Origin of the sequence: Streptomyces morookaense (genome assembly GCF_013030945.1) — a bacterium.
Classification (GTDB): domain Bacteria; phylum Actinomycetota; class Actinomycetes; order Streptomycetales; family Streptomycetaceae; genus Streptomyces; species Streptomyces morookaensis.
The window spans coordinates 130110-148451 of sequence record NZ_JABBXF010000027.1 but is presented as its reverse complement, the minus strand read 5'-3'; the positions used below and the strand labels follow the sequence as shown (position 1 = coordinate 148451).

Genomic DNA, 18342 nt, shown 5'->3' with positions numbered 1-18342 from the left:
AGGATCCTGACGTCCGGGGGCGTCACACGTTCCGAGTCCGGAGCGTCCGGAGCCTCACATGATCAGCGTCCGGATCCTCACAAGGTTCGCGTCCGGGGCCTCACACGCCTCACACGGCCTGTCACACGGCCTGCGCGTCGTGCCGCGTCAGGAACGCGCCGACCGCAGGCACGCGCGCGTGGGAGCGCAGCACCCGCGCCGTGGAGGCCAGCATCCCCCGGATCCGCGCCGACTGGACCTGCGCCAGCAGGTCCAGGACCCGCTCCCCGGCCACCGCCGCCTCCGCCACGGCGCCCCCCTGCGCCAGGTCCCCGGACAGCTGCGCCGTGTAGAGCGCGACGTTCCGGGCGAAGTGCGGGTCGGCCAGCTCGACGGCCCGCCCGCCGTGCTCCGCCGCCCTGCGCCAGTCGCCGAGGGCGGACCAGCACTGCGCCTCCAGCAGCTCCAGCTCGGCCTCGCCGAAGAACGTCATCCACTCCGGGTCGTCCTCGCTCCGTCCGTGCTCGAAGAGCGTCCGCGCGCGCAGCAGCGTTTCCTCACAGGCTGGCCGGTCGCCCAGCTGCGCCCAGCCGCCGGCCTCCCGCAGGGTCAGCAGGGACATCAGCCGTGCCGAGGCCAGTTGCCGGCCTGCCCGCTGTGCGGCCTGTGCGGCGCGGACGGCCTCCCGCGGCCGGCCGGCGTCGCGCGCGAGGAAGGCGGTGTTGCAGAAGGCGTGCGCCTCCAGCGCCGCGTCCCCGGCGACCCGTGCGGTCGCGAGGGCCTCCGCGTAGTGGGAGCGGGCGTCGCCGAAGCGCCCGGAGTCGTGGGCCAGCCAGCCGACGGAGATGGCGAGTTCGCCCGCGCCCGCGTGCAGCCGGTCCGCCACCGTCTGCCGCCTGGTCTCCGCGTCGAGCAGTTCGTACGCCGCCCGCAGCGGCTGCGCAGCGCGCCGGTAGAGGTGGTCGGCGCCGTGCCGGTCGTCGAGCAGCCGGATCCGCCGGACCGCCTGCTCGAGGGCACAGGCCTCGGCCTCGCCCGCGCGCCGGGGCGTGCGGGTTCCCGGCGCTCCGCCCAGGGAGGCGGCGGCCACGGCGGCCGGGCCGGAGGAAATGAACGCGCGACGCAACACGTCGCTCTCCTTGCTGCTGTCGAAGCGGTCGAGGGGACCGCCCCCGTTGCCCGGGATGCGGCCGCCCGAGGGGCTCTCTGTGGAATCGGACGGCGCACTGCCCGAGTCGCGCGCCCCCCGTCCGCGCACCGCCTCCCGCGGCGCGAACCCCATGTCCGCCGGTTCGCAGCCGGGGAACATATGGCGGAACACTCGCTCGTAGGCGTAGTTGGGACAGCGGATCTCGCCCGACTCGACGCGCCCGATGTAGCGCGCGTCGCAGGAGACGTGTTCGCCGATCTCCCGCGCCGCCCGCCGCACTTCCGCCGCGAACTCCCCTGGTGAGCGCTGCCCCCGCAGCAGGCGGAAGGCCGTGTTCGGACGGCGCGGCGAGGACGCGGAGGAAGATGTGCGAGACGACGCCATGGCCGGACCCTCTCCCTGGCGAACCGCCCCGCGAGGTGCCTGCGGGACGGGTGGCTGTGCTGCCGTATGGCGTGATGACCGTACCGGCTGTCGCAGGCCCACTACGCCTGGTTTCTCTACAAAACGGATATCTCACCTGCCATCCGCCATGAACTGCCATCCTTTGCGGCGGCGCGGCGCCGTAGCCGTTGACACCGCACGGGCGTTGAACACGGGTGAACGGACTGGAGCAGGCCCGTGAGCGGGGCCCGCGGACGGTCCGTTCGATGCGGAGCGGACTTGTGCGGAGGAGGGGTTTCCCGTGGTGGAGGCCGGAGTGGACATCGGCAGCTCGCGAACGACGGCACTGCACCAGCCGCGTCAGGACCGCAGCGCTTCCCCGTACCCGCCGTCGGCGGCGGGTACGGAGAGCGGTCCGTGCGACCTCGTCACCGTCCCCGCGCGGCAGGGCCTGGAGGCGGTCGACATCCTGCGGCTGCGCGACGGCGTGGGGCCCGTGCTGCACGACGGCGACTGCGACACCCTGGGCTTCCTCGTCCCGCCCGGCACCGCCGCCGCCTGGGACATGCCGGGCAGCGCCTGCACCCAGACCTACGGGCGCGGCCTGCGTACGGGCGCGCCCGACGGCGTCGCCGAGCCGCCGGTCACGGGCACCGGCTGGCTCGTCGCCCCGGACGCGGCCTTCACCTCGGCCACGGACCCCGTCGTGCTGCGCGCGGCGCTCGGCGAGGCGGCCCGCACGATCGAGGCCGTCGACCGCTGCAGATAGCCGCCCGTGCCGCCCGCGGGATACTTGCCGTGTGGCAAAGGGCAAGCAGAAGCAAGGCCGCGGGCGCGCGGCGGAACCGATATCGGCGCAGGTGGCAGGCGGTCTCGCGGAACTCGTGCCCGATCGCGACCGTCCCCGCGGCCGGACCCTGCTGATCGACAGGGCGCCGCAGTCCCACGTGGACCTCGACGATCCCGCCCACCTCGAATTCGCCTACCAGCGCCGGATCGGGCACATCGCCGACCTCGTGGCGCCGCCCGGCAGGCCCGTCCAGGCGCTCCACCTCGGCGGCGGCGCCTTCACGCTCGCGCGCTACATAGCCGCGACGCGGCCCCGGTCGACGCAGCAGATCGTCGAGATCGACGCCCCGCTCGTCCGGTTCATACGTGCCGAGCTGCCGCTGGACAGCAGCTGGCGGATCCGGGTCCGCGGCGGCGACGCCCGCGAGGGGCTCGCCAAGGTGCCGGACGGCTGGGCGGACCTGATCATCGCGGACGTCTTCGGCGGCGCCCGCACCCCGGCGCACCTGACCAGCACGGAGTTCGCGGCCGAGGTGCGCCGCGCCCTGCGCCCCGGCGGCTTCTACGTCGCCAACCTCGCCGACGGCCCGCCGCTCGCCCACCTCAAGGCGCAGATCGCTACGGTACGGATGGTCTTTCCCGAACTGTGCCTGACCGCCGACCCGGCGGTGCTGCGCGGCAAGCGCTTCGGCAACGCCGTACTGCTGGCCTCGGACCGGGAACTGCCGGTCGCGGAGCTCACCCGGCGCGCCGCGACGGACCCGAACCAGGGGCGCGTGGAACACGGCCGTGCGCTCGCGGACTTCACGGGAGGCGCGACCCCGGTGACGGACGCAACGGCCCGCCCGTCGCCGGTTCCCCCGCCGTCGGTCTTCGAGTAGGGGGTGCGGGGATCACCCCAGCCGCCCCGAACGCACAACCTCCGCATACCACCGGGCACTTGACTTGGGCGTACGCGCCTGCGTCGCATAGTCCACGTACACCACCCCGAACCGCTTGCTGTACCCGTAGGCCCATTCGAAGTTGTCGAGCAACGACCACACGAAGTACCCGCGTACGTCCGCGCCGTCGGCGACAGCACGCAGCACCGCCTCCAGGTGGGCGCGCAGATACGCAATGCGCTCCGGGTCGTGCACCGCACCCTCCGCGTCCGGCTTGTCGTCGTAGGCCGCGCCGTTCTCGGTGACGAGCAATGGCAGGCCGGGCCGTTCGCGGGTGAAGCGCATGAGCAGGTCGTGGAGGCCGGTGGCGTCCACGCTCCAGTCCATCGCGGTGCGGCTGCCGGGGGGCCGGTGGAAGGTGACGTGACGGTCGGCGCCGGGCCAGGCGGAGTGCTCGCCTCCGCCGTGGCCGTCGGCGCGCGAGGGGCCGTTGTCAGTGCCCGCTGATACCACTGTGGGTGCGTAGTAGTTGATGCCGAGCGCGTCCAGGGGGTGCTTGACGATGTCCGGGTCGCCGTCGCGGACGAACGACCAGTCCGTGATCCGCGCCGTGTCCGCCAACAGGTCGGCGGGGTATGTGCCGTTGAGCATGGGCTCGGTGAAGATACGGGTGGACAGGGCGTCGATGCGTCGCTGAGCGTCCAGGTCCTGCAAGGAGGGCGTGCGGGCCCTGACGGCCGCGGTGTTGAGGGCCACCGTCAGCTGCGCCCCGGCGGGGAGCACGGAGCGCAGTGCCCGCGCCCCGAGGCCGTGCGCCAGGTTGAGGTGGTGGGCCGCGCGCAGGGCGTCCGCCGGGTCCGTGCGGCCCGGGGCGTGCACGCCGGATCCGTAGCCGAGAAACGCGCTGCACCAGGGCTCGTTGAGGGTGCACCACATCCCGACGCGGTCGCCCAGGGCCTCGCCGACGAGGTACGCGTAGTCGGCGAAGCGGTGTGCCGTCTCCCGGGCCGGCCAGCCGCCCGCCGTCTCCAGCTCCTGGGGCAGGTCCCAGTGGTAGAGGGTGAGCAGCGGCCGGATGCCGTGGCCGAGCAGGTCGTCCACGAGCCGCCGGTAGAAGTCGAGGCCCCGCTGCGAGGCGGGACCGCGGCCCGTGGGCTGGACGCGGGGCCAGGAGACGGAGAAGCGGTAGGCGCCCAGGCCCAGTTCGGCCATCAGCGCCACGTCGGCGGCGCGGCGGTGGTAGTGGTCGGCGGCGATGTCACCGGTGTCGCCGTCCAGTACCCGGCCGGGTGTGCGGGAGAAGACGTCCCAGATCGAGTCGGTGCGGCCGTCCTCCTGTGCTGCTCCCTCGACCTGGTACGCGGCCGTCGCCGCGCCCCAGAGGAAGCCGGGCGGGAAGTTCGCGCTCATGGACATGCTCCGGAAGGTGTGGGGGGAAAGGGACATGAGAGTTCATAGGGCAGTCGACAGGGCATCAGCCCTTGACGGCGCCGCGCATGATGCCGCCGACGATCTGCCGGCCGAAGACGGCGAAGACGAGCAGCAGCGGCAGCGTGCCCAGCAGCGCGCCGGCCATCACCACGGCCTGGTCCGGCACGTAGCCGCGGCCGAGCCCGGTCAGGGCCACCTGCACGGTGGGGTTCTCCTGGGTCAGCGCGATCACGGGCCAGAAGAAGTCGTTCCACGCCTGGACGAAGGAGAGCATTCCCAGCACGGCCATCGCCGGCCGGGCCACGGGGAGGACGATGTGCCGCACGATGCGCAGGCTGTTCGCGCCGTCGACGCGGGCGGCCTCGATCAGTTCGGTGGGCAGGGCCTCCACCAGGTACTGCCGCATGAAGAACACCCCGAAGGCGCTGACCAGGGTCGGCATCACCACGGCCGGGAGCCGGTCGGTCCACCCCAGGCGGGCGGTGATCATGAAGAGGGGGACCACGCCCAGCTGGGGCGGCACCATCATCGTGCCGATCACCAGCGCCAGCAGCGGCCCGCGGAAGCGGAACCGCAGCTTGGCGAAGGCGTACCCGGCGACGGTGCAGAAGAGCACCGTGCCCAGCGCGATGCTGCCGGCCACCAGCAGCGTGTTGCCCAGTGCCGGGCCCAGTCCGGCGTCGGCCCAGGCGGTGCGCAGATTCCTGCCGAGGTTGCCGCCGAACCAGAAGGGCGGCGGCGTCCTGGCCAGGCGGGTGTTGTCGTGCGAGGCGGCGACGGCCGTCCAGAGCAGGGGGAAGAGGGAACCGGCCGCGAAGAGGACGAGCACGGCGTAGGCGAACGGCCCGCCGTGCAGCTGCCGTCCGGCACGGTGCGCGGATGTCCGGGTGCGGGTACGGGACGGCATGGCTCACCTGCCCCTGCGCAGCCGCCGGGCGACCGCCTGCTGCCCCGCGGCGATCAGCAGCAGGATCAGGAACATCGTCCAGGCGACGGCCGAGGCACGCCCGAGGTGGAAGTCGAACCAGCCCTGTTCGTAGAGGTAGAGCCCCAGCGTCTGGAACTGGTGCGAGGCCCCGCCCTTCTGCCCGGCCGCCCCGCCGAACAGCAGCGGTTCGCCGAAGAGCTGGGTCGCCCCGATCGCGGAGACGGCCACGGTGAACAGGATCGTCGGCCGCAGCACCGGCACGGTGATGTGCAGGAACTGCTGCCCGCGCGAGGCCCCGTCCAGTGCGGCGGACTCGTACAGCTCGTCCGGGACGGCCTGCATGGCCGCCAGGTAGATCAGCGCGTTGTAGCCCGTCCACCGCCAGACGACGATCGAGGACACCGCGATCTGCGAACTCCAGGTGCCGCTCTGCCAGTCGACAGGCCCGAAACCCACTGTCTCCAGCGCCCAGTTGACCATCCCGTAGTCCCGTCCGTAGAGCAGCACGAAGACGAGCGTGGCCGCGGCGACGGAGGTGGCGTACGGGGTCAGCAGCGCGACCCTCCAGAAGGTGGCGGCGCGCAGCCGGTAGTGCAGCAGCTGGGCGAGGCCCAGGGCCATCAGCAGCTGGGGCACGGTCGCCAGGAGCCCGATGGTGAGGGTGTTGCACAGGGCGTTCCAGAAGAAGGGGCTGCTCAGCAGCCGCGCGTAGTGGTGCAGTCCGACCCAGGTCATACGGTCCGGCGCCGTGAGCTCCACGCGGTGCAGGGAGGCCCAGCCCGTGTACAGGAGGGGGAAGAGCCCGAATGCGGCGAAGAACAGGAAGAACGGCGCCACGAAGGCGTAGGGGCTGTAGCGCACGTCCCAGCGGTGCAGCTGACTGCGCCAAGTGCCCCGTGGCGGTGGGAACTTGCCGGGGATGCGGTCGTCGTCGTGCGGTCCGGGCGGTCCCGCCTCCGGGTCCTCGACCGCTGCGGTCGTGGCCGTCATTCGTCCACCGCGTTCTCGATCTCCTTCTGCGCTGCCTGCCAGGCTTCCGCGGGCGGCTTGCCCTGCTGTTCGGCCTGCGGGATGCCGACGTCGGTGAAGGCCGTCCCGATCTGCTGCTCCATCGGGCCGAAGACGAGGGTCGGCACGCCCCGGGCCGCGGCGGCGAAGATCTCGCCGACGGGCGCGTCGCCGAAGTAGGGGTTGCGGGCGTCCCTGACCTCCGGCATGGCGTACGCGGCCGGGGTGGAGGGGACGCCGGCCTGCCGTGCGAAGAGCCGGGCCTGCTGGGCCGGGGCGGTCAGCCAGACCGCGAGGGCGATCGCGGCGGCCTTGTGCCGCGCGGCCTTCGGCACGGTGATGAACGAACCGCCCCAGTTGGCGGGCCGGGGCGCGGCGGCCACGTCCCACGCGCCCCGGCCCGCGTCGCCGGACTTCTCCTTGATGTAGCCGAGCATCCACGGCGGACAGGCCACGGCGGCGAAGCGGCCGTTGGCGAACGCCTGGTCCCAGGGCTTCTCGAACTGCCGCAGCCGGGCGGTCAGTCCGCCGCGTGCCGCCTGCACGGCCAGACCCCAGGAGGCGGTGACCGCGGGACTGTTGCGGTAGACGGGCCTGCCGCGCCGGTCGTAGTAGCGCTCGGCATAACCGTGCACGGACGCGTTGTAGATCCCGGCGGCCGAGTCGGTGAAGACGGTGCCGGCGGGGGCGCGGCGCATGTACGCCTTGCCGGTGTCGATGAACTTCTGCCAGTCGCCGGCCCACAGCCTCCCGACGGCCGCCCGGTCCGTGGGGAGACCGGCCTGCCGGAAGAGGTCCTTGCGGTAGCAGACGGCGAGGGGGCCGATGTCCGTGCCGAGGCCGATCGTCCGGCCGTCGGGGGTGGTGGCCTGCGCCCACTTCCAGTCCAGCCAGTCGCTCCTGCGGACGCCCGGTGCGCGGGACAGGTCCTCGAAGCGGTGGCCCTGTCCGGTGGCCACGTCGTGGATGTTGCCCACTTCGACGGCCTGGATGTCCGCCAGTCCGCTGCCGGCGGCGAGGTGGGTGAGGAGCTGCGGGTAGTAGGTGTCGTTGCGCTCGACCACGCTCTCCTTGATGGCGATGCCGGGATGCAGCTGCTCGTACTCCCGGTAGAGACCGGCCTGTTTGTAGCCGAAGACGCCGAAGGTGCCGATGGTGACCGTGGTCCTCCCGCCCTCGTCGCCGTGCCGCGCGCAGCCGGCGAGCAGGACGGCGCCGAGGGCCACGGCCGCTGCGACGGCACGGCAGAAGGTGCGGCGGGCGGTGCGGGTGCTGCGCGGCATCGCGTCCTCCCGGTCAACTGCCGTGCCGGAGTGAGGCCTTAAGGGCCCGCCGGGCCCGCAGTACGGTGGGAGCGCTCCCAGAACGACAAGTCGAAGCGTTGCCGCAACCTGGCAGGGTGTCAAGGACGCGGCGCGCGACGTGCCATGGAGGCGCCCGATGTCCCGGACCGGAGAATCAGCCCGCAGCACGGACACCGCCGGCGGCGGCCCGCGCCGCACCGTTCCCACCCTGGAGGAGGTGGCCGCCCGCGCCGGTGTGGGCCGGGGCACGGCGTCCCGGGTGATCAACGGCTCGCCGCGGGTCAGCGCCCGCACCCGGGCGGCCGTCGAACAGGCCGTGGCCGACCTGGGCTACATACCCAACCGCGCTGCCCGTGCCCTCGCGGCGGGCAGCGCGGACGCCGTCGCCCTCGTCCTCCCCGAGCCCGGATCGGGCCTGCCGGCCGACCCGTACTTCGCCGACCTCGTGCGCGGTGTGGGTGCCGGGCTCGCCGACAGCGGCCTGCAGCTGCAGCTCTCCCTCCTGCGCGCCCCGGAGGAGGGCCGCCGGTGCGCGGACCAGCTCGCCGCGCGGCGCGTGGACGGCGTGCTGCTGGTCTCCGTCCATGACGACGACCCCCTGCCGGGCCTCGTCGCGGAGCTCGGTGTGCCCGCCGTCCTCACCGGCCGCAGGCCCGCCGGCCTGCCCCTGACCTGCGTGGACTCCGACGACACGGGAGGCGCCCGGGCCGCGCTCGGCCACCTGCTGGCCCGCGGCCGCCGCACCGTCGCCGTCATCGCCGGCCCGCCCGGCACGGATGCGGCCCGGCGCCTTCTCGACGGATGCCGGCAGGCGCTGGGCTCCGCCCCGGACGCCGCCCTCGTCGAGGCCGCCGCCCTCACCGAGTCCGGCGGCCGCCACGCCATGCGGGCCCTGCTCGACCGGCGCCCCGGCCTGGACGCCGTCCTCGCCGCCTCGGACGCGGTGGCCGCCGGAGCCCTCCAGGTGCTCCGCGCCCGCGGCCGCCGTGTCCCCGCCGACGTGGCCGTGACGGGCTTCGACGACTCCGCCGTCGCCCGCCACACGGACCCGCCGCTCACCAGCGTCCGCCGCCCGACCGAGGCGGTGGGCCGCACGATGGCCGCGGTCCTGCTCGCCCGGATCCAGGACCCCGCGGCGCCGGCCGGCCCCCGGATCGTCCTGCCCACCGAACTCGTCGTGCGGGAATCGACCTGACGCCTCGTCGGCCCGGCGGTCAATCCGGGTGAACACCCCGCCGGGCAACCGGGGGAGAGGCGCCCGGGCGGGCAGGGTCGGGGGCATGTGGAAGAAACTCGTGCTGCCCGCCGCCGTATTGGCGCTCACCGCACCCGCCGTCCCCGCCACCGCCCGTCCGCCGCTGCCGGACACCACGGACGGCGGTTTCCTCAGGGAAGCCGTGGCCGCGGCCAATCGCCACCGCGCACAGCACGGCGTCCGCCCCCTGGCGCTCGACCCCGCCCTCACCGCCTACGCGAGGAAGCGCGCCCAGGAACTCTCCCGCGGCGCCCCCGGACGGCTGAGCACCGAGGGGGCGGACCAGCGGCTGGGCGAGGACCTCTTCTGGTCGTCGGCCGGGGGCGAACGCGCCCCGGCCGCGGGCGCGGCACAGGCCGTCGAGACCTGGTACGCCGAGGCACGCTCGTACGACTGGCGGAAGCCGGGCTTCAGCGCGGCCACCGGCGACTTCACCCAGCTGGTGTGGAAGGCCTCGGACCGGCTCGGCGCCGCCCGGGTCAGCGGCACGGCCGGCGGCCGCACCGAGACCTATGTGGTCTTCGCGTTCGCCCCGCCGGGAAATGTGGACGGGGCCTTCCGGGAGAACGTCCTCCCGCGGCGGTGAACGGGTCCGTCTGACGGTCCGTCCGATACGCACAACGCCGAGGGCCCGGTCCGCTTCCGCAGACCGGGCCCTCGGCTTCAGGGTGAGTAACGGGACTCGAACCCGCGACATCCTGGACCACAACCAGGTGCTCTACCAGCTGAGCTATACCCACCATGTCCGGCGTTTGTTTCCGTGTTTCCCACCGGCCGAGAAAAAGTGTACAGGGTCCGGAGGGGTGCTCGCTCCCGGCTTTCGCCCTGGCCGGGAGCGAGCTGCGTCACTCTGCCGGGGCTAGCCCTCGGCGGGCAGGACGTGCTTGGCCGCGATGGCCTTCGCGGTGTCCGAGTCCGGGCCGGGCTGGGGCACGAAGATCGCCTCGCGGTAGTAGCGGAGCTCGGCGATCGACTCGCGGATGTCGGACAGTGCCCGGTGGTTGCCGTTCTTCTTGGGACTGCCGAAGTACGCGCGCGGGAACCAGCGCCGGGCCAGCTCCTTCACCGAGGAGACGTCCACGATCCGGTAGTGCAGGTGGCCCTCCAGTGCGGGCATGTCCCGCAGCAGGAATCCGCGGTCGGTGCTGACCGAGTTTCCGCACAGCGGGGCCTTGCCCGGCTCCGGGACGTGCTCGCGGATGTACGCCAGGACCCGCTGCTCGGCTTCCTCGAGCGTGGTCCCGCCGTCCAGTTCCGCCAGCAGCCCGGAGGCCGTGTGCATCTGGCGCACCACCTCGGGCATGGTGGCGAGGGCCTCGGCGGGCGGGCGGATCACGATGTCCACGCCGTCGCCGAGGATGTTCAGCTCGGAGTCGGTGACCAGGGCGGCCACCTCGATGAGTGCGTCGTCCGACAGCGAGAGTCCGGTCATCTCGCAGTCGATCCACACCATGCGATCGTTCATGCATCTCACCCTACGGGGCGCTCCCGCTGACCGGGCAGGCGCGGAGTGTAGAGGTCGGTGTCGGGCTTGCCCGGCTCCGGCCCACCGGTGAGATGACCTCCGGCGGAACCGGGGTCATGAACGATATGTCCTGTATGTCTGCTATGACCTCCATGAGGCGGCGGAGCTCCCAGCGGCGCCCCGGTGACGGCATGGGCCGTGGTGGCCATGGCCGCCCGCCGCATCGCCGCCAGCGAAGGATCCCCCGGCCGTGGTTCGACCGGCTCCGGCCGGTCGAACCGCTCGCCACGGTCGCCCCGCTCCGGCCGCTCGCTCCGCTCCGGCCTGCCGTCCGCACCGCTCTGCGGGCGGCGCGCCCGGTAGGCGGCCCGGTAGGCGGCGGGGGAGGACCCCAGCTGCCGGCGGAAGTGACCCCGCAGGGCCACGGGCGAGCGGAAGCCGCAGCGTCCGGCGACCTCGTCCACGGAATAGTCCGAGGTCTCCAGGAGCCGCTGCGCCTGGAGCACCCGCTGAGTGATCAGCCACTGCAGGGGAGCGCTCCCGGTGAGCGAACGGAACCGCCGGTCGAAGGTGCGACGGCTCATATAGGCGCGGGCGGCCAGGGTCTCCACGTCGAACTGCTCGTGGAGGTGCTCCAGCGCCCAGGCGACGACCTCGGCGAGCGGGTCGGCGCCGATCTCCTCCGGTAAAGACCTGTCGAGGTAGCGCTCCTGTCCTCCGCTGCGGCGCGGCGGCACGACGAGACGCCGGGCCAGGGCCCCCGCCGCGTCGGCTCCATGGTCGGTGCGGACGATGTGCAGGCACAGGTCGATGCCTGCCGCGGTGCCCGCGGACGTCAGTACGTCGCCGTCGTCCACGAAGAGCTCCCGCGGGTCCACGTGGACCGACGGATAGCGCTTGGCGAGCGTGGGCGCGTACATCCAGTGGGTGGTGGCGGGCCTGCCGTCGAGCAGCCCCGCCGCGGCCAGTACAAAGGCCCCGGTGCACAGCCCCACGATGCGGGCGCCCTCCTCATGGGCACGGCGCAGTGCGTCGAGTGCGGCGGCGGGCGGCGGCTGGGTGATCGACCGCCAGGCCGGTACGACGACGGTGCCGGCCCTGGAGAGTGCCTCCAGGCCGTACGGTGCGGTCAATTCCAAGCCGCCGGTCGTTCGCAATGGCACATCTTCGCCCGCGCACACCAGCAATCGGTAGCGGGGAACTCCCGCGTCCTGTCGGTCGATTCCGAAGACGGAGAGCGGGATGGAGCTTTCGAAGATGGGGCCGCCGCTGAAAAGCAGCACTGCGACGATCTCCCGGCGGCGGCGTCCGGAGAGCTTGCGCGCGGTCTCCGGTACGGTCGTGGAGTCCTGGCTCATGGCGCTAAGCCCCCCTCGGCGGTCGAGTCCTCTCGGTCCTGCACGTTTCCCCTCGGTCCTGAACGGTTCCCCCGCCGGTCATGGCCAAGATCGAATCTACTGCGTCGCATGGAGACGCGGTGACCAGTTCACCACCCGGCTCTATGTCGACATGACAACTTGGCGCGAAGCGTTCGATCACGAAGCGTTGCACTTGCAGGGCGCGGTGAAAAGTACGCCTCCCGCCCCTGCCCACACAGCGTAGGCGGCAACCGCCCTCCGTGGTCCTTTCCTTGCTGGTCGACCGGCTGTTGGGAGCGGCTGCGGCCAAGGTGGGGAGTTCGGCCTGAAGTTGGCTGAAAACCTACGGGTGCAGGCGTACGAGAGCGTCAGTCGAGGGGGTGTCCGGTGCCCGGATGGCGTGCGCCCCGGTGCGTGCCGGCGCCCGTTCTGCCGTGCCGTCCGCGGTGCGGCGCGGTGCGGTCGGCGGCGACCCGTGCGGCGGTGCGCTCGGACTGGCGCAGCAGGGCGTGACAGACGCAGGTGAGGGCCACCAGTCCGGCCGCGCTGCCGACCGCACCGCCGAAGGACTGACCGCACATCAGCAGAACGACCGGGACCAGGGCGCAGCTGAACGCCGCCCAGCGCACGACATCGCTCACCGGATCGGGGGATTCCCCCTCGGCGTCGTCGTCGCGGGTGTGGTCACGGGTTCCGGGCACGGAGCGGCTCCCTGCTGGCGGCTGCTGGCGGTACTACAACGCCGCTCCCGCCGCCCGGGTCACTGGGGGCACGGGCATCTCCGGGAAGCCCGGCCCATTGCGCTGCGCGCCGCCCTCGTGCATGCTCCGGGGAACGCCCGCGCGCCTTGGCCAAGGGCACCGGGTGCCGTGTCCCGTGCGGCCGCGCGCCCGGCGCCGAACGGCCGGTTCCGGGGGGCACGCATCATCCGCAGGCATCTGGGCAGGCGGGGAGTGGCGCCGTACCCTGGGGGTAAGCACTTGAAAAGATGAATCCCGGACGGATTTTGCCGTCCATGATCCATCTGCGGGCAGCGCCCCTCAGCTCCGTCGACAACTTCAACCAGCCCACTGCCGATCCCTCCGTCCGAGGACTTCCTTCGCCGAGACACCGATGGCCGGTCACGAATTCTCCGAACCCGCGGACCGCAAGCGGATCGCCGATCAGATGGCGGATCCCGAAGCGGCGGAAGAAACACGTCATTCCTGCGATCCGGCGTTCCAGCACGGCGTCGTGGTGGGCTTCGACGGTTCCATGTCGAGCGAGCGGGCGCTTGCGTATGCAATCGGGATGGCCCGGCGCTCCGGCTCGGGTCTGATCATCGTCCATGTGGCCAACCGGCTGCCGACGACCGTCTGGGCGGGCTGCGAGCCGCCGGTCTTCGTGGACGTCCCCGACCACCGCACCGAGGTGCTCGGCCTCGAACTCGCCTGCGCGGACCATCTGTCCGAGGTGCCGTGGATCCTGGTGGAGCGCGGCGGGGACATCTGCCACGAACTGGAGGAAGTCGGGCGGGAGTACGCGGCGGACGCCATCGTCGTCGGCTCCACGCACGGCCTGGTGGGCCGGATCTTCGGCTCGGTGGCGGGGCGGCTGGCCCGGCGCGCGCAGCGCCCTGTGGTCGTGATCCCCTGAGCGGTGCCCCGCTTGTCGTTTTCTGCAGGTACGTCAACTCCCCCATGCCGTCGGCGACATGAGGGCGGGGGAGGATACGGCTTCCGGAATCTACTCGCGCGTAGAGGTGGCAGGCGCCGTTCCGGGGGGTAGGCATCCGGCAACAGGACGCTTGCGTGCTGCCGGACGGGAGGTGACGGTTCCCGGGCCCCGGCGGCATCACCGCCGGCGCGAGGGCGACGCCGGCACAGGGGAGGCGGTCCTCCCCGCGCGCGTGGTGGCACGCGCAGGGAGGACCGTCCTTCTCGGACCTGTCGCGGACAGGTGCGGACAGGTACGAGAGTTCATGGCCCCGGTGGGGGCCGGTCCGGCGGCTACTCGACCGTGACGGACTTCGCCAGGTTGCGCGGCTTGTCGATGTCGCGGCCCATGGCCTTCGCCGTGTAGTAGGCGAGCAGCTGGAGCGGGATGCCCATGAGGATCGGGTCCAGCTCGTCCTCGTTCTTCGGCACCACGATGGTGTGGTCGGCCTTCTCCTGCTCCCGGTGCGCGACGGCGAGGATGCGGCCGCTGCGGGCCTTGATCTCCTCCAGCGCGGCGCGGTTCTTCTCCAGCAGTTCGTCGTCCGGCACGATCGCGACCGTCGGCATCGCGGGCTCGATCAGGGCCAGCGGGCCGTGCTTGAGCTCGGAGGCCGGGTAGGCCTCGGCGTGGATGTACGAGACCTCCTTGAGCTTCAGCGAGGCCTCGCGGGCGACGGGGTAGCCGCGGACCCGGCCGATGAACATCATCGACTTGGCGTCGGCGTACTCCTCGGCCATCTTCTTGATCTGCTCCTCGTTGTCCAGGATCTCGGCGATCTGGGCGGGGAGCTTGCGCAGGCCCTCGATGATCCGCTTGCCGTCGGCGACGGACAGGTCGCGGATGCGGCCCAGGTGCAGGGCGAGCAGCGCGAAGGAGACCACCATGTTGGTGAAGCACTTGGTGGAGACGACGCAGACCTCGGGGCCGGCGTGCACATAGATGCCGCCGTCGGTCTCCCGGGCGATCGCCGAGCCGACCACGTTGACCAGGCCCAGGACGCGGGCGCCCTTGCGCTTGAGCTCCTGGACGGCCGCGAGGACGTCGTAGGTCTCACCGGACTGCGACACCGCGATGTACAGCGTGTCGGGGTCCACGACCGGGTTGCGGTAGCGGAACTCGGAGGCGGGCTCGGCGTCGGAGGGGATCCGGGCCAGCTCCTCGATCATCTGGGCGCCGATCTGGCCGGCGTGGTACGAGGTGCCGCAGCCGAGGATCTTGACGCGGCGCACGGCGCGGGCGTCGCGGGCGTCGAGGTTGAGGCCGCCGAGGTGCACGGTGGAGAAGCGGTCGTCGATGCGGCCGCGCAGCGCGCGGTCCACGGCGTCGGCCTGCTCGTGGATCTCCTTGTGCATGTACGTGTCGTGGCCGCCCATGTCGTACGACTCGGCCTCCCACTCCACGGTGGTCGGCTGGGCCGAGGTGGCGGAGCCCTCGGTGGTGTACGTGCGGTACTCGTCGGCCTTGAGGGTGGCCATCTCGCCGTCGTCCAGGGTGACGACCTGGCGGGTGTGGCTGACCAGGGCGGCGACGTCGGAGGAGACGAACATCTCCTTCTCGCCGATGCCCAGCACCACGGGGGAGCCGTTGCGGGCGACGACGATGCGGTCCGGGAAGTCGGCGTGCAGCACGGCGATGCCGTAGGTGCCCTCGATGTGGCGGAGGGCCTCGCGGACCTTCTCCTCCAGGGTGGCGGCCTGGGAGCGGCCGATGAGGTGGGCGAGCACCTCGGTGTCGGTGTCCGAGACGAAGGCGATGCCCTCGGCGGTCAGCCGGGTGCGCAGGTCGGCGGCGTTGTCGATGATGCCGTTGTGGACGACCGCGACCTTCTCCTCGGTGTCCAGGTGGGGGTGCGCGTTCACGTCGTTCGGGGCGCCGTGGGTGGCCCAGCGGGTGTGGGCGATGCCGGTGGTGCCGTTGAAGCGCTTGGGCAGGCGGGCCTCGAGCTCGCGGACGCGGCCCTTGGCCTTGGCCGCCTTCAGGCCGCCGGTCTTGCCGCTCGCGTGCAGGGCTATACCGGCGGAGTCGTAGCCGCGGTACTCCAGGCGCTGGAGGCCTTCGAGGAGCAGCGGTGCGACATCACGCTTCCCGATGTATCCGACGATTCCGCACATAAATGACCCTCCCAGGTAAGCGATCGGTGGTGCCCGGCGACGACGATGACGATGGGCGACGGCAGTGGCCGTGGCGGCGGTGCGGCGTGCGGGCCGCTGTGCGCTCAGCCGTAGACGATGCGGCGGAGCTGCCGCAGCGAGAGTTCGGGCGGTGACACCGCCCGGTGCGGCAGCTCGGCCGCGATCCGCTCGAAGATTCCGGCGTTCGTCATGCCGCCGGACTGCAGCTCGCGGTGGCGGCGCCGGACGAATTCCTCGGTCGTCTCGTCGAAGTACGCCAGCACGTCCAGCACCACCCGGGCGGCCTCACCGCGCTGCAGCGGTGTGCTGCGCACCAGGTGGTCGACCAGGTCGTCGTGGGTCATGCGGCGTTCGAGCACCCGTCGATACTGAGGGGTGCCGACGCCTTTCGCAACAATCCTGCCCGAAATCGGGCAGGATCAGGGTTGGAAGGCGGTCGAAGTGCAAAGGAAACGGTCAGAAGCGGCGAAGTATGGCCTGCTTCGCTGCGGCGAACTCCTCCTCGGTGAGGACGCCCGCATGGCGCAGCTCACCCAGCTCGCGCAGGCGGCGCAGCAGGGTGTCGTGATCGGCGCCGGTCTCGGCGGCCTCGGGCGCCGCGGCTTCGAGCTGCTGCACGGGTGAGGACGCCGGAAGAGGGGCGGCCGGTTCCGATCTTCCCGACGGATGCGGCAGCCGGGCGGTGACCGCCGCGGCGACCAACGCCATCAGCGGGTCCTTCTTGAAGCCGTACAGCTCCACGGCGTGCGGATCCCGCTTGGCCGGGAGCCTGCTCGGGCCGCCGGCGGTGGTGAACCGGAGGCAGCCGTTCTCCAGACCGGCCGAGGGCCGCCACTCCACGCCGTGGATCTCCGCCAGCGGGAGCACGGTCGGTCCGGCCGCCCGCTTGTCCTCGTCCGTCTTCCAGTTCCACTCCAGCCGGACGTGCTCGCCGTCGAAGTGGACCGTGCCGTCACCGGCGGACACCGACAGCGGCACGGCGGGGCCCGGCAGCAGATAGCGGTCCACCGGGCCGGAGGGCACCTGGTCCAGCAGCAGCGCCTGCCGGACCTCGTCCACCAGATAGCCGGCGACATCCGCCACCGACGCGTCGACCGACAGCTGATAGGGGTCGGCGGCGTCCGGCAGCCGGCCGCCGGACGCCCGGGTCAACGGGTCGGCCCCGTGGCGCAGTTGCAGGCGCAGCCGGCCGCCCTTGCGGCCCGGCTCGAAGGAGATGCCCGCGACGGCCGTCAGCGGCACGGTCAGCTCGCCGAGCGTCTGCCGCGCGGCGTGCACCCCCTTGTCCCAGCCCGGGACGATGCGTATCGCATCACCCTCGAACGCCCAAGTGCCGTCCTTCTGAAGGATTTCAACCATGCGGGCAATTCTCCCAGCAGGTCCGCCCGGCACGAACCGTCCGGGAGCCGCCGGACCGTCAGTCCGTGAGCCCCAGTTCCCGGGCGATCAGCATCCGCTGGACCTCGCTCGTGCCCTCGCCGATCTCCAGGATCTTGGAGTCCCGCCACATCCGGGCCACCGGGTACTCGTTCATGAAGCCGTAGCCGCCGTGGATCTGCGTGGCCTCGCGGGCGTTGGTGACCGCGATCTCCGAGGAGTACAGCTTGGCCAGCGCCGCCTCCTTCTTGAACGGCTCGCCGTGCACCAGCCGGGAGGCCGCGTCCCGCCAGGCCAGCCGGGCCGTGTGCGCCCGCATCTCCATGTCCGCGATCTTGAACTGGACGGCCTGGTTGGCCCCGATCGGCCTGCCGAACGCCTCGCGCGTCCTCGCGTACGACACCGACTCGTCGACGCAGCCCTGGGCCAGGCCCGTCGCCAGCGCCGAGATGGCGATCCGCCCCTCGTCCAGTATCTGCAGGAACTGGGCGTAGCCGCGCCCCTCCGCGCCCAGCAGGTTGGCCGCCGGGACCCGGACGTCGGAGAAGGACAGCTCCCGGGTGTCGGAGGCGTTCCAGCCGACCTTGGAGTAGGGGGCCGCGACCGTGAAGCCCGGGGTGCCGGACGGGACGATGATCGCGGAGATCTCCGGGCGGCCGTCCGGCTTGCGGCCGGTGACGGCGGTGACCGTGACCAGGCCGGTGATGTCCGTGCCGGAGTTGGTGATGAAGCACTTGGTGCCGTTGATCACCCACTCGCCCGTGGCCTCGTCCAGCCGGGCCGTGGTGCGGGTGGCGCCCGCGTCCGAGCCGCCGCCGGGCTCGGTGAGGCCGAAGGCGCCCAGCATCTCGCCGGTGCAGAGCTTCGGCAGCCAGGTGCGCTTCTGCTCCTCCGTGCCGAAGCGGTAGACGGGCATGGCGCCGAGCGAGACGCCCGCCTCCAGGGTGATCGCGACCGAGGAGTCCACCCGGGCGAGCTCCTCCAGGGCGAGGCCGAGGGCGAGGTAGTCGCCGCCCATGCCGCCGTACTCCTCGGGGAAGGGCAGTCCGAACAGGCCCATGCGGCCCATCTCCCGCACGATCTCGTACGGGAACTCGTGGCGTTCGTAGAAGTCGCCGATCTTGGGGGCGACCACGTCGTGTGCGAACTCCTCGACGGTGCGGCGGAGTTCCTCGTGCTCGGGGGTGAGGCGGTGGTCCAGCG

17 protein-coding genes and 1 tRNA gene are annotated in these 18342 nt (G+C 72.3%); 5 read left to right on the top strand and 13 right to left on the bottom strand.

Annotated elements, in window-relative coordinates:
* Nucleotides 1–121: 121 nt before the first annotated feature.
* A complete protein-coding gene (locus HG542_RS13700; protein WP_171081084.1) occupies nucleotides 122–1513 on the bottom strand; it encodes an NsdA family TPR-like regulatory protein in 1392 nt (463 codons plus the stop codon).
* A gap of 304 nt (nucleotides 1514–1817) precedes the next feature.
* On the opposite strand from HG542_RS13700, the gene HG542_RS13695 reads away from it, so the two are divergent.
* Both HG542_RS13695 and HG542_RS13690 read left to right on the top strand, forming a co-directional pair.
* Nucleotides 1818–2282, top strand: coding sequence for a hypothetical protein (locus HG542_RS13695; RefSeq protein WP_373313199.1), 465 nt, complete (start codon nucleotides 1818–1820; stop codon nucleotides 2280–2282).
* 31 nt (nucleotides 2283–2313) lie between these two features.
* A complete protein-coding gene (locus tag HG542_RS13690; RefSeq protein WP_171081080.1) occupies nucleotides 2314–3183 on the top strand; it encodes a spermidine synthase in 870 nt (289 codons plus the stop codon).
* A 12-nt stretch (nucleotides 3184–3195) separates the two neighbouring features.
* On the opposite strand, the gene HG542_RS13685 is transcribed toward HG542_RS13690, so the two are convergent.
* The 4 genes from HG542_RS13685 to HG542_RS13670 form a co-directional block, all read right to left on the bottom strand.
* A complete protein-coding gene (locus tag HG542_RS13685; protein WP_171081117.1) occupies nucleotides 3196–4593 on the bottom strand; it encodes a GH1 family beta-glucosidase in 1398 nt (465 codons plus the stop codon).
* 64 nt (nucleotides 4594–4657) lie between these two features.
* On the bottom strand, nucleotides 4658–5521 hold the full coding sequence (locus tag HG542_RS13680) for a carbohydrate ABC transporter permease (protein WP_171081078.1): 864 nt from the start codon (nucleotides 5519–5521) through the stop codon (nucleotides 4658–4660).
* A gap of 3 nt (nucleotides 5522–5524) precedes the next feature.
* Entirely contained in the window at nucleotides 5525–6532 is a 1008-nt protein-coding gene (locus tag HG542_RS13675) for a carbohydrate ABC transporter permease (RefSeq protein WP_171081076.1), read from the bottom strand.
* Entirely contained in the window at nucleotides 6529–7833 is a 1305-nt protein-coding gene (locus HG542_RS13670) for an ABC transporter substrate-binding protein (protein WP_171081074.1), read from the bottom strand. Before HG542_RS13670 ends, HG542_RS13675 begins: the two co-directional genes overlap by 4 nt.
* Before the next feature lie 157 nt (nucleotides 7834–7990).
* Here HG542_RS13670 and HG542_RS13665 point away from each other — a divergent pair, with 157 nt between their 5' ends.
* Together HG542_RS13665 and HG542_RS13660 are read left to right on the top strand one after the other, a co-directional pair.
* Entirely contained in the window at nucleotides 7991–9049 is a 1059-nt protein-coding gene (locus HG542_RS13665) for a LacI family DNA-binding transcriptional regulator (protein WP_171081071.1), read from the top strand.
* 85 nt (nucleotides 9050–9134) lie between these two features.
* Entirely contained in the window at nucleotides 9135–9695 is a 561-nt protein-coding gene (locus HG542_RS13660) for a CAP family protein (RefSeq protein ID WP_171081069.1), read from the top strand.
* 81 nt (nucleotides 9696–9776) lie between these two features.
* Here HG542_RS13660 and HG542_RS13655 read toward each other — a convergent pair.
* The 4 genes from HG542_RS13655 to HG542_RS13640 form a co-directional block, all read right to left on the bottom strand.
* Nucleotides 9777–9849 (bottom strand) — tRNA-His (locus HG542_RS13655).
* Nucleotides 9850–9968: 119 nt separating this feature from the next.
* Nucleotides 9969–10574 (bottom strand): oligoribonuclease, encoded by a 606-nt coding sequence (gene orn, locus HG542_RS13650; RefSeq protein ID WP_171081067.1) that lies wholly within the window; start codon nucleotides 10572–10574, stop codon nucleotides 9969–9971.
* Between the two features lie 5 nt (nucleotides 10575–10579).
* Nucleotides 10580–11932 carry a helix-turn-helix domain-containing protein gene (locus tag HG542_RS13645; protein WP_171081065.1) on the bottom strand — a complete coding sequence of 451 codons (1353 nt, stop codon included), beginning with the start codon at nucleotides 11930–11932 and terminating at the stop codon, nucleotides 10580–10582.
* Between the two features lie 368 nt (nucleotides 11933–12300).
* Nucleotides 12301–12633, bottom strand: coding sequence for a hypothetical protein (locus HG542_RS13640; protein ID WP_373313196.1), 333 nt, complete (start codon nucleotides 12631–12633; stop codon nucleotides 12301–12303).
* A 412-nt stretch (nucleotides 12634–13045) separates the two neighbouring features.
* Between HG542_RS13640 and HG542_RS13635 the strand changes: the two genes are divergently transcribed.
* Complete coding sequence (locus tag HG542_RS13635; protein ID WP_171081062.1) at nucleotides 13046–13567, top strand: universal stress protein; 522 nt, start codon at nucleotides 13046–13048, stop codon at nucleotides 13565–13567.
* A 353-nt stretch (nucleotides 13568–13920) separates the two neighbouring features.
* Here HG542_RS13635 and glmS read toward each other — a convergent pair whose 3' ends face one another.
* The 4 genes from glmS to HG542_RS13615 form a co-directional block, all read right to left on the bottom strand.
* Nucleotides 13921–15741: a glutamine--fructose-6-phosphate transaminase (isomerizing) gene (glmS, locus tag HG542_RS13630; protein ID WP_171081059.1), complete on the bottom strand. Its 1821-nt coding sequence runs from the start codon at nucleotides 15739–15741 to the stop codon at nucleotides 13921–13923.
* Between the two features lie 104 nt (nucleotides 15742–15845).
* The gene (locus tag HG542_RS13625) at nucleotides 15846–16121 is read right to left on the bottom strand and encodes a hypothetical protein (protein WP_171081057.1); all 276 of its coding nucleotides are present in this window, start codon (nucleotides 16119–16121) and stop codon (nucleotides 15846–15848) included.
* Between the two features lie 97 nt (nucleotides 16122–16218).
* On the bottom strand, nucleotides 16219–17121 hold the full coding sequence (locus tag HG542_RS13620) for a DUF4429 domain-containing protein (RefSeq protein ID WP_171081055.1): 903 nt from the start codon (nucleotides 17119–17121) through the stop codon (nucleotides 16219–16221).
* A gap of 58 nt (nucleotides 17122–17179) precedes the next feature.
* Nucleotides 17180–18340, bottom strand: coding sequence for an acyl-CoA dehydrogenase family protein (locus tag HG542_RS13615; RefSeq protein ID WP_171081114.1), 1161 nt, complete (start codon nucleotides 18338–18340; stop codon nucleotides 17180–17182).
* Between the last annotated feature and the right edge of the window lie 2 nt (nucleotides 18341–18342).

Bases quoted from the DNA above. Each gene is read 5' to 3' on its own strand.
- HG542_RS13620 (WP_171081055.1), bottom strand. From the start codon at position 17,121: ATGGTTGAAATCCTTCAGAAGGACGGCACTTGGGCGTTCGAGGGTGAT.
- HG542_RS13645 (WP_171081065.1), bottom strand. From the start codon at position 11,932: ATGAGCCAGGACTCCACGACCGTACCGGAGACCGCGCGCAAGCTCTCC.
- glmS (WP_171081059.1), bottom strand. From the start codon at position 15,741: ATGTGCGGAATCGTCGGATACATCGGGAAGCGTGATGTCGCACCGCTG.
- HG542_RS13670 (WP_171081074.1), bottom strand. From the start codon at position 7,833: ATGCCGCGCAGCACCCGCACCGCCCGCCGCACCTTCTGCCGTGCCGTC.
- HG542_RS13660 (WP_171081069.1), top strand. From the start codon at position 9,135: ATGTGGAAGAAACTCGTGCTGCCCGCCGCCGTATTGGCGCTCACCGCA.
- HG542_RS13635 (WP_171081062.1), top strand. From the start codon at position 13,046: ATGGCCGGTCACGAATTCTCCGAACCCGCGGACCGCAAGCGGATCGCC.
- HG542_RS13675 (WP_171081076.1), bottom strand. From the start codon at position 6,532: ATGACGGCCACGACCGCAGCGGTCGAGGACCCGGAGGCGGGACCGCCC.
- orn (WP_171081067.1), bottom strand. From the start codon at position 10,574: ATGAACGATCGCATGGTGTGGATCGACTGCGAGATGACCGGACTCTCG.
- HG542_RS13680 (WP_171081078.1), bottom strand. From the start codon at position 5,521: ATGCCGTCCCGTACCCGCACCCGGACATCCGCGCACCGTGCCGGACGG.
- HG542_RS13685 (WP_171081117.1), bottom strand. From the start codon at position 4,593: ATGAGCGCGAACTTCCCGCCCGGCTTCCTCTGGGGCGCGGCGACGGCC.
- HG542_RS13700 (WP_171081084.1), bottom strand. From the start codon at position 1,513: ATGGCGTCGTCTCGCACATCTTCCTCCGCGTCCTCGCCGCGCCGTCCG.
- HG542_RS13665 (WP_171081071.1), top strand. From the start codon at position 7,991: ATGTCCCGGACCGGAGAATCAGCCCGCAGCACGGACACCGCCGGCGGC.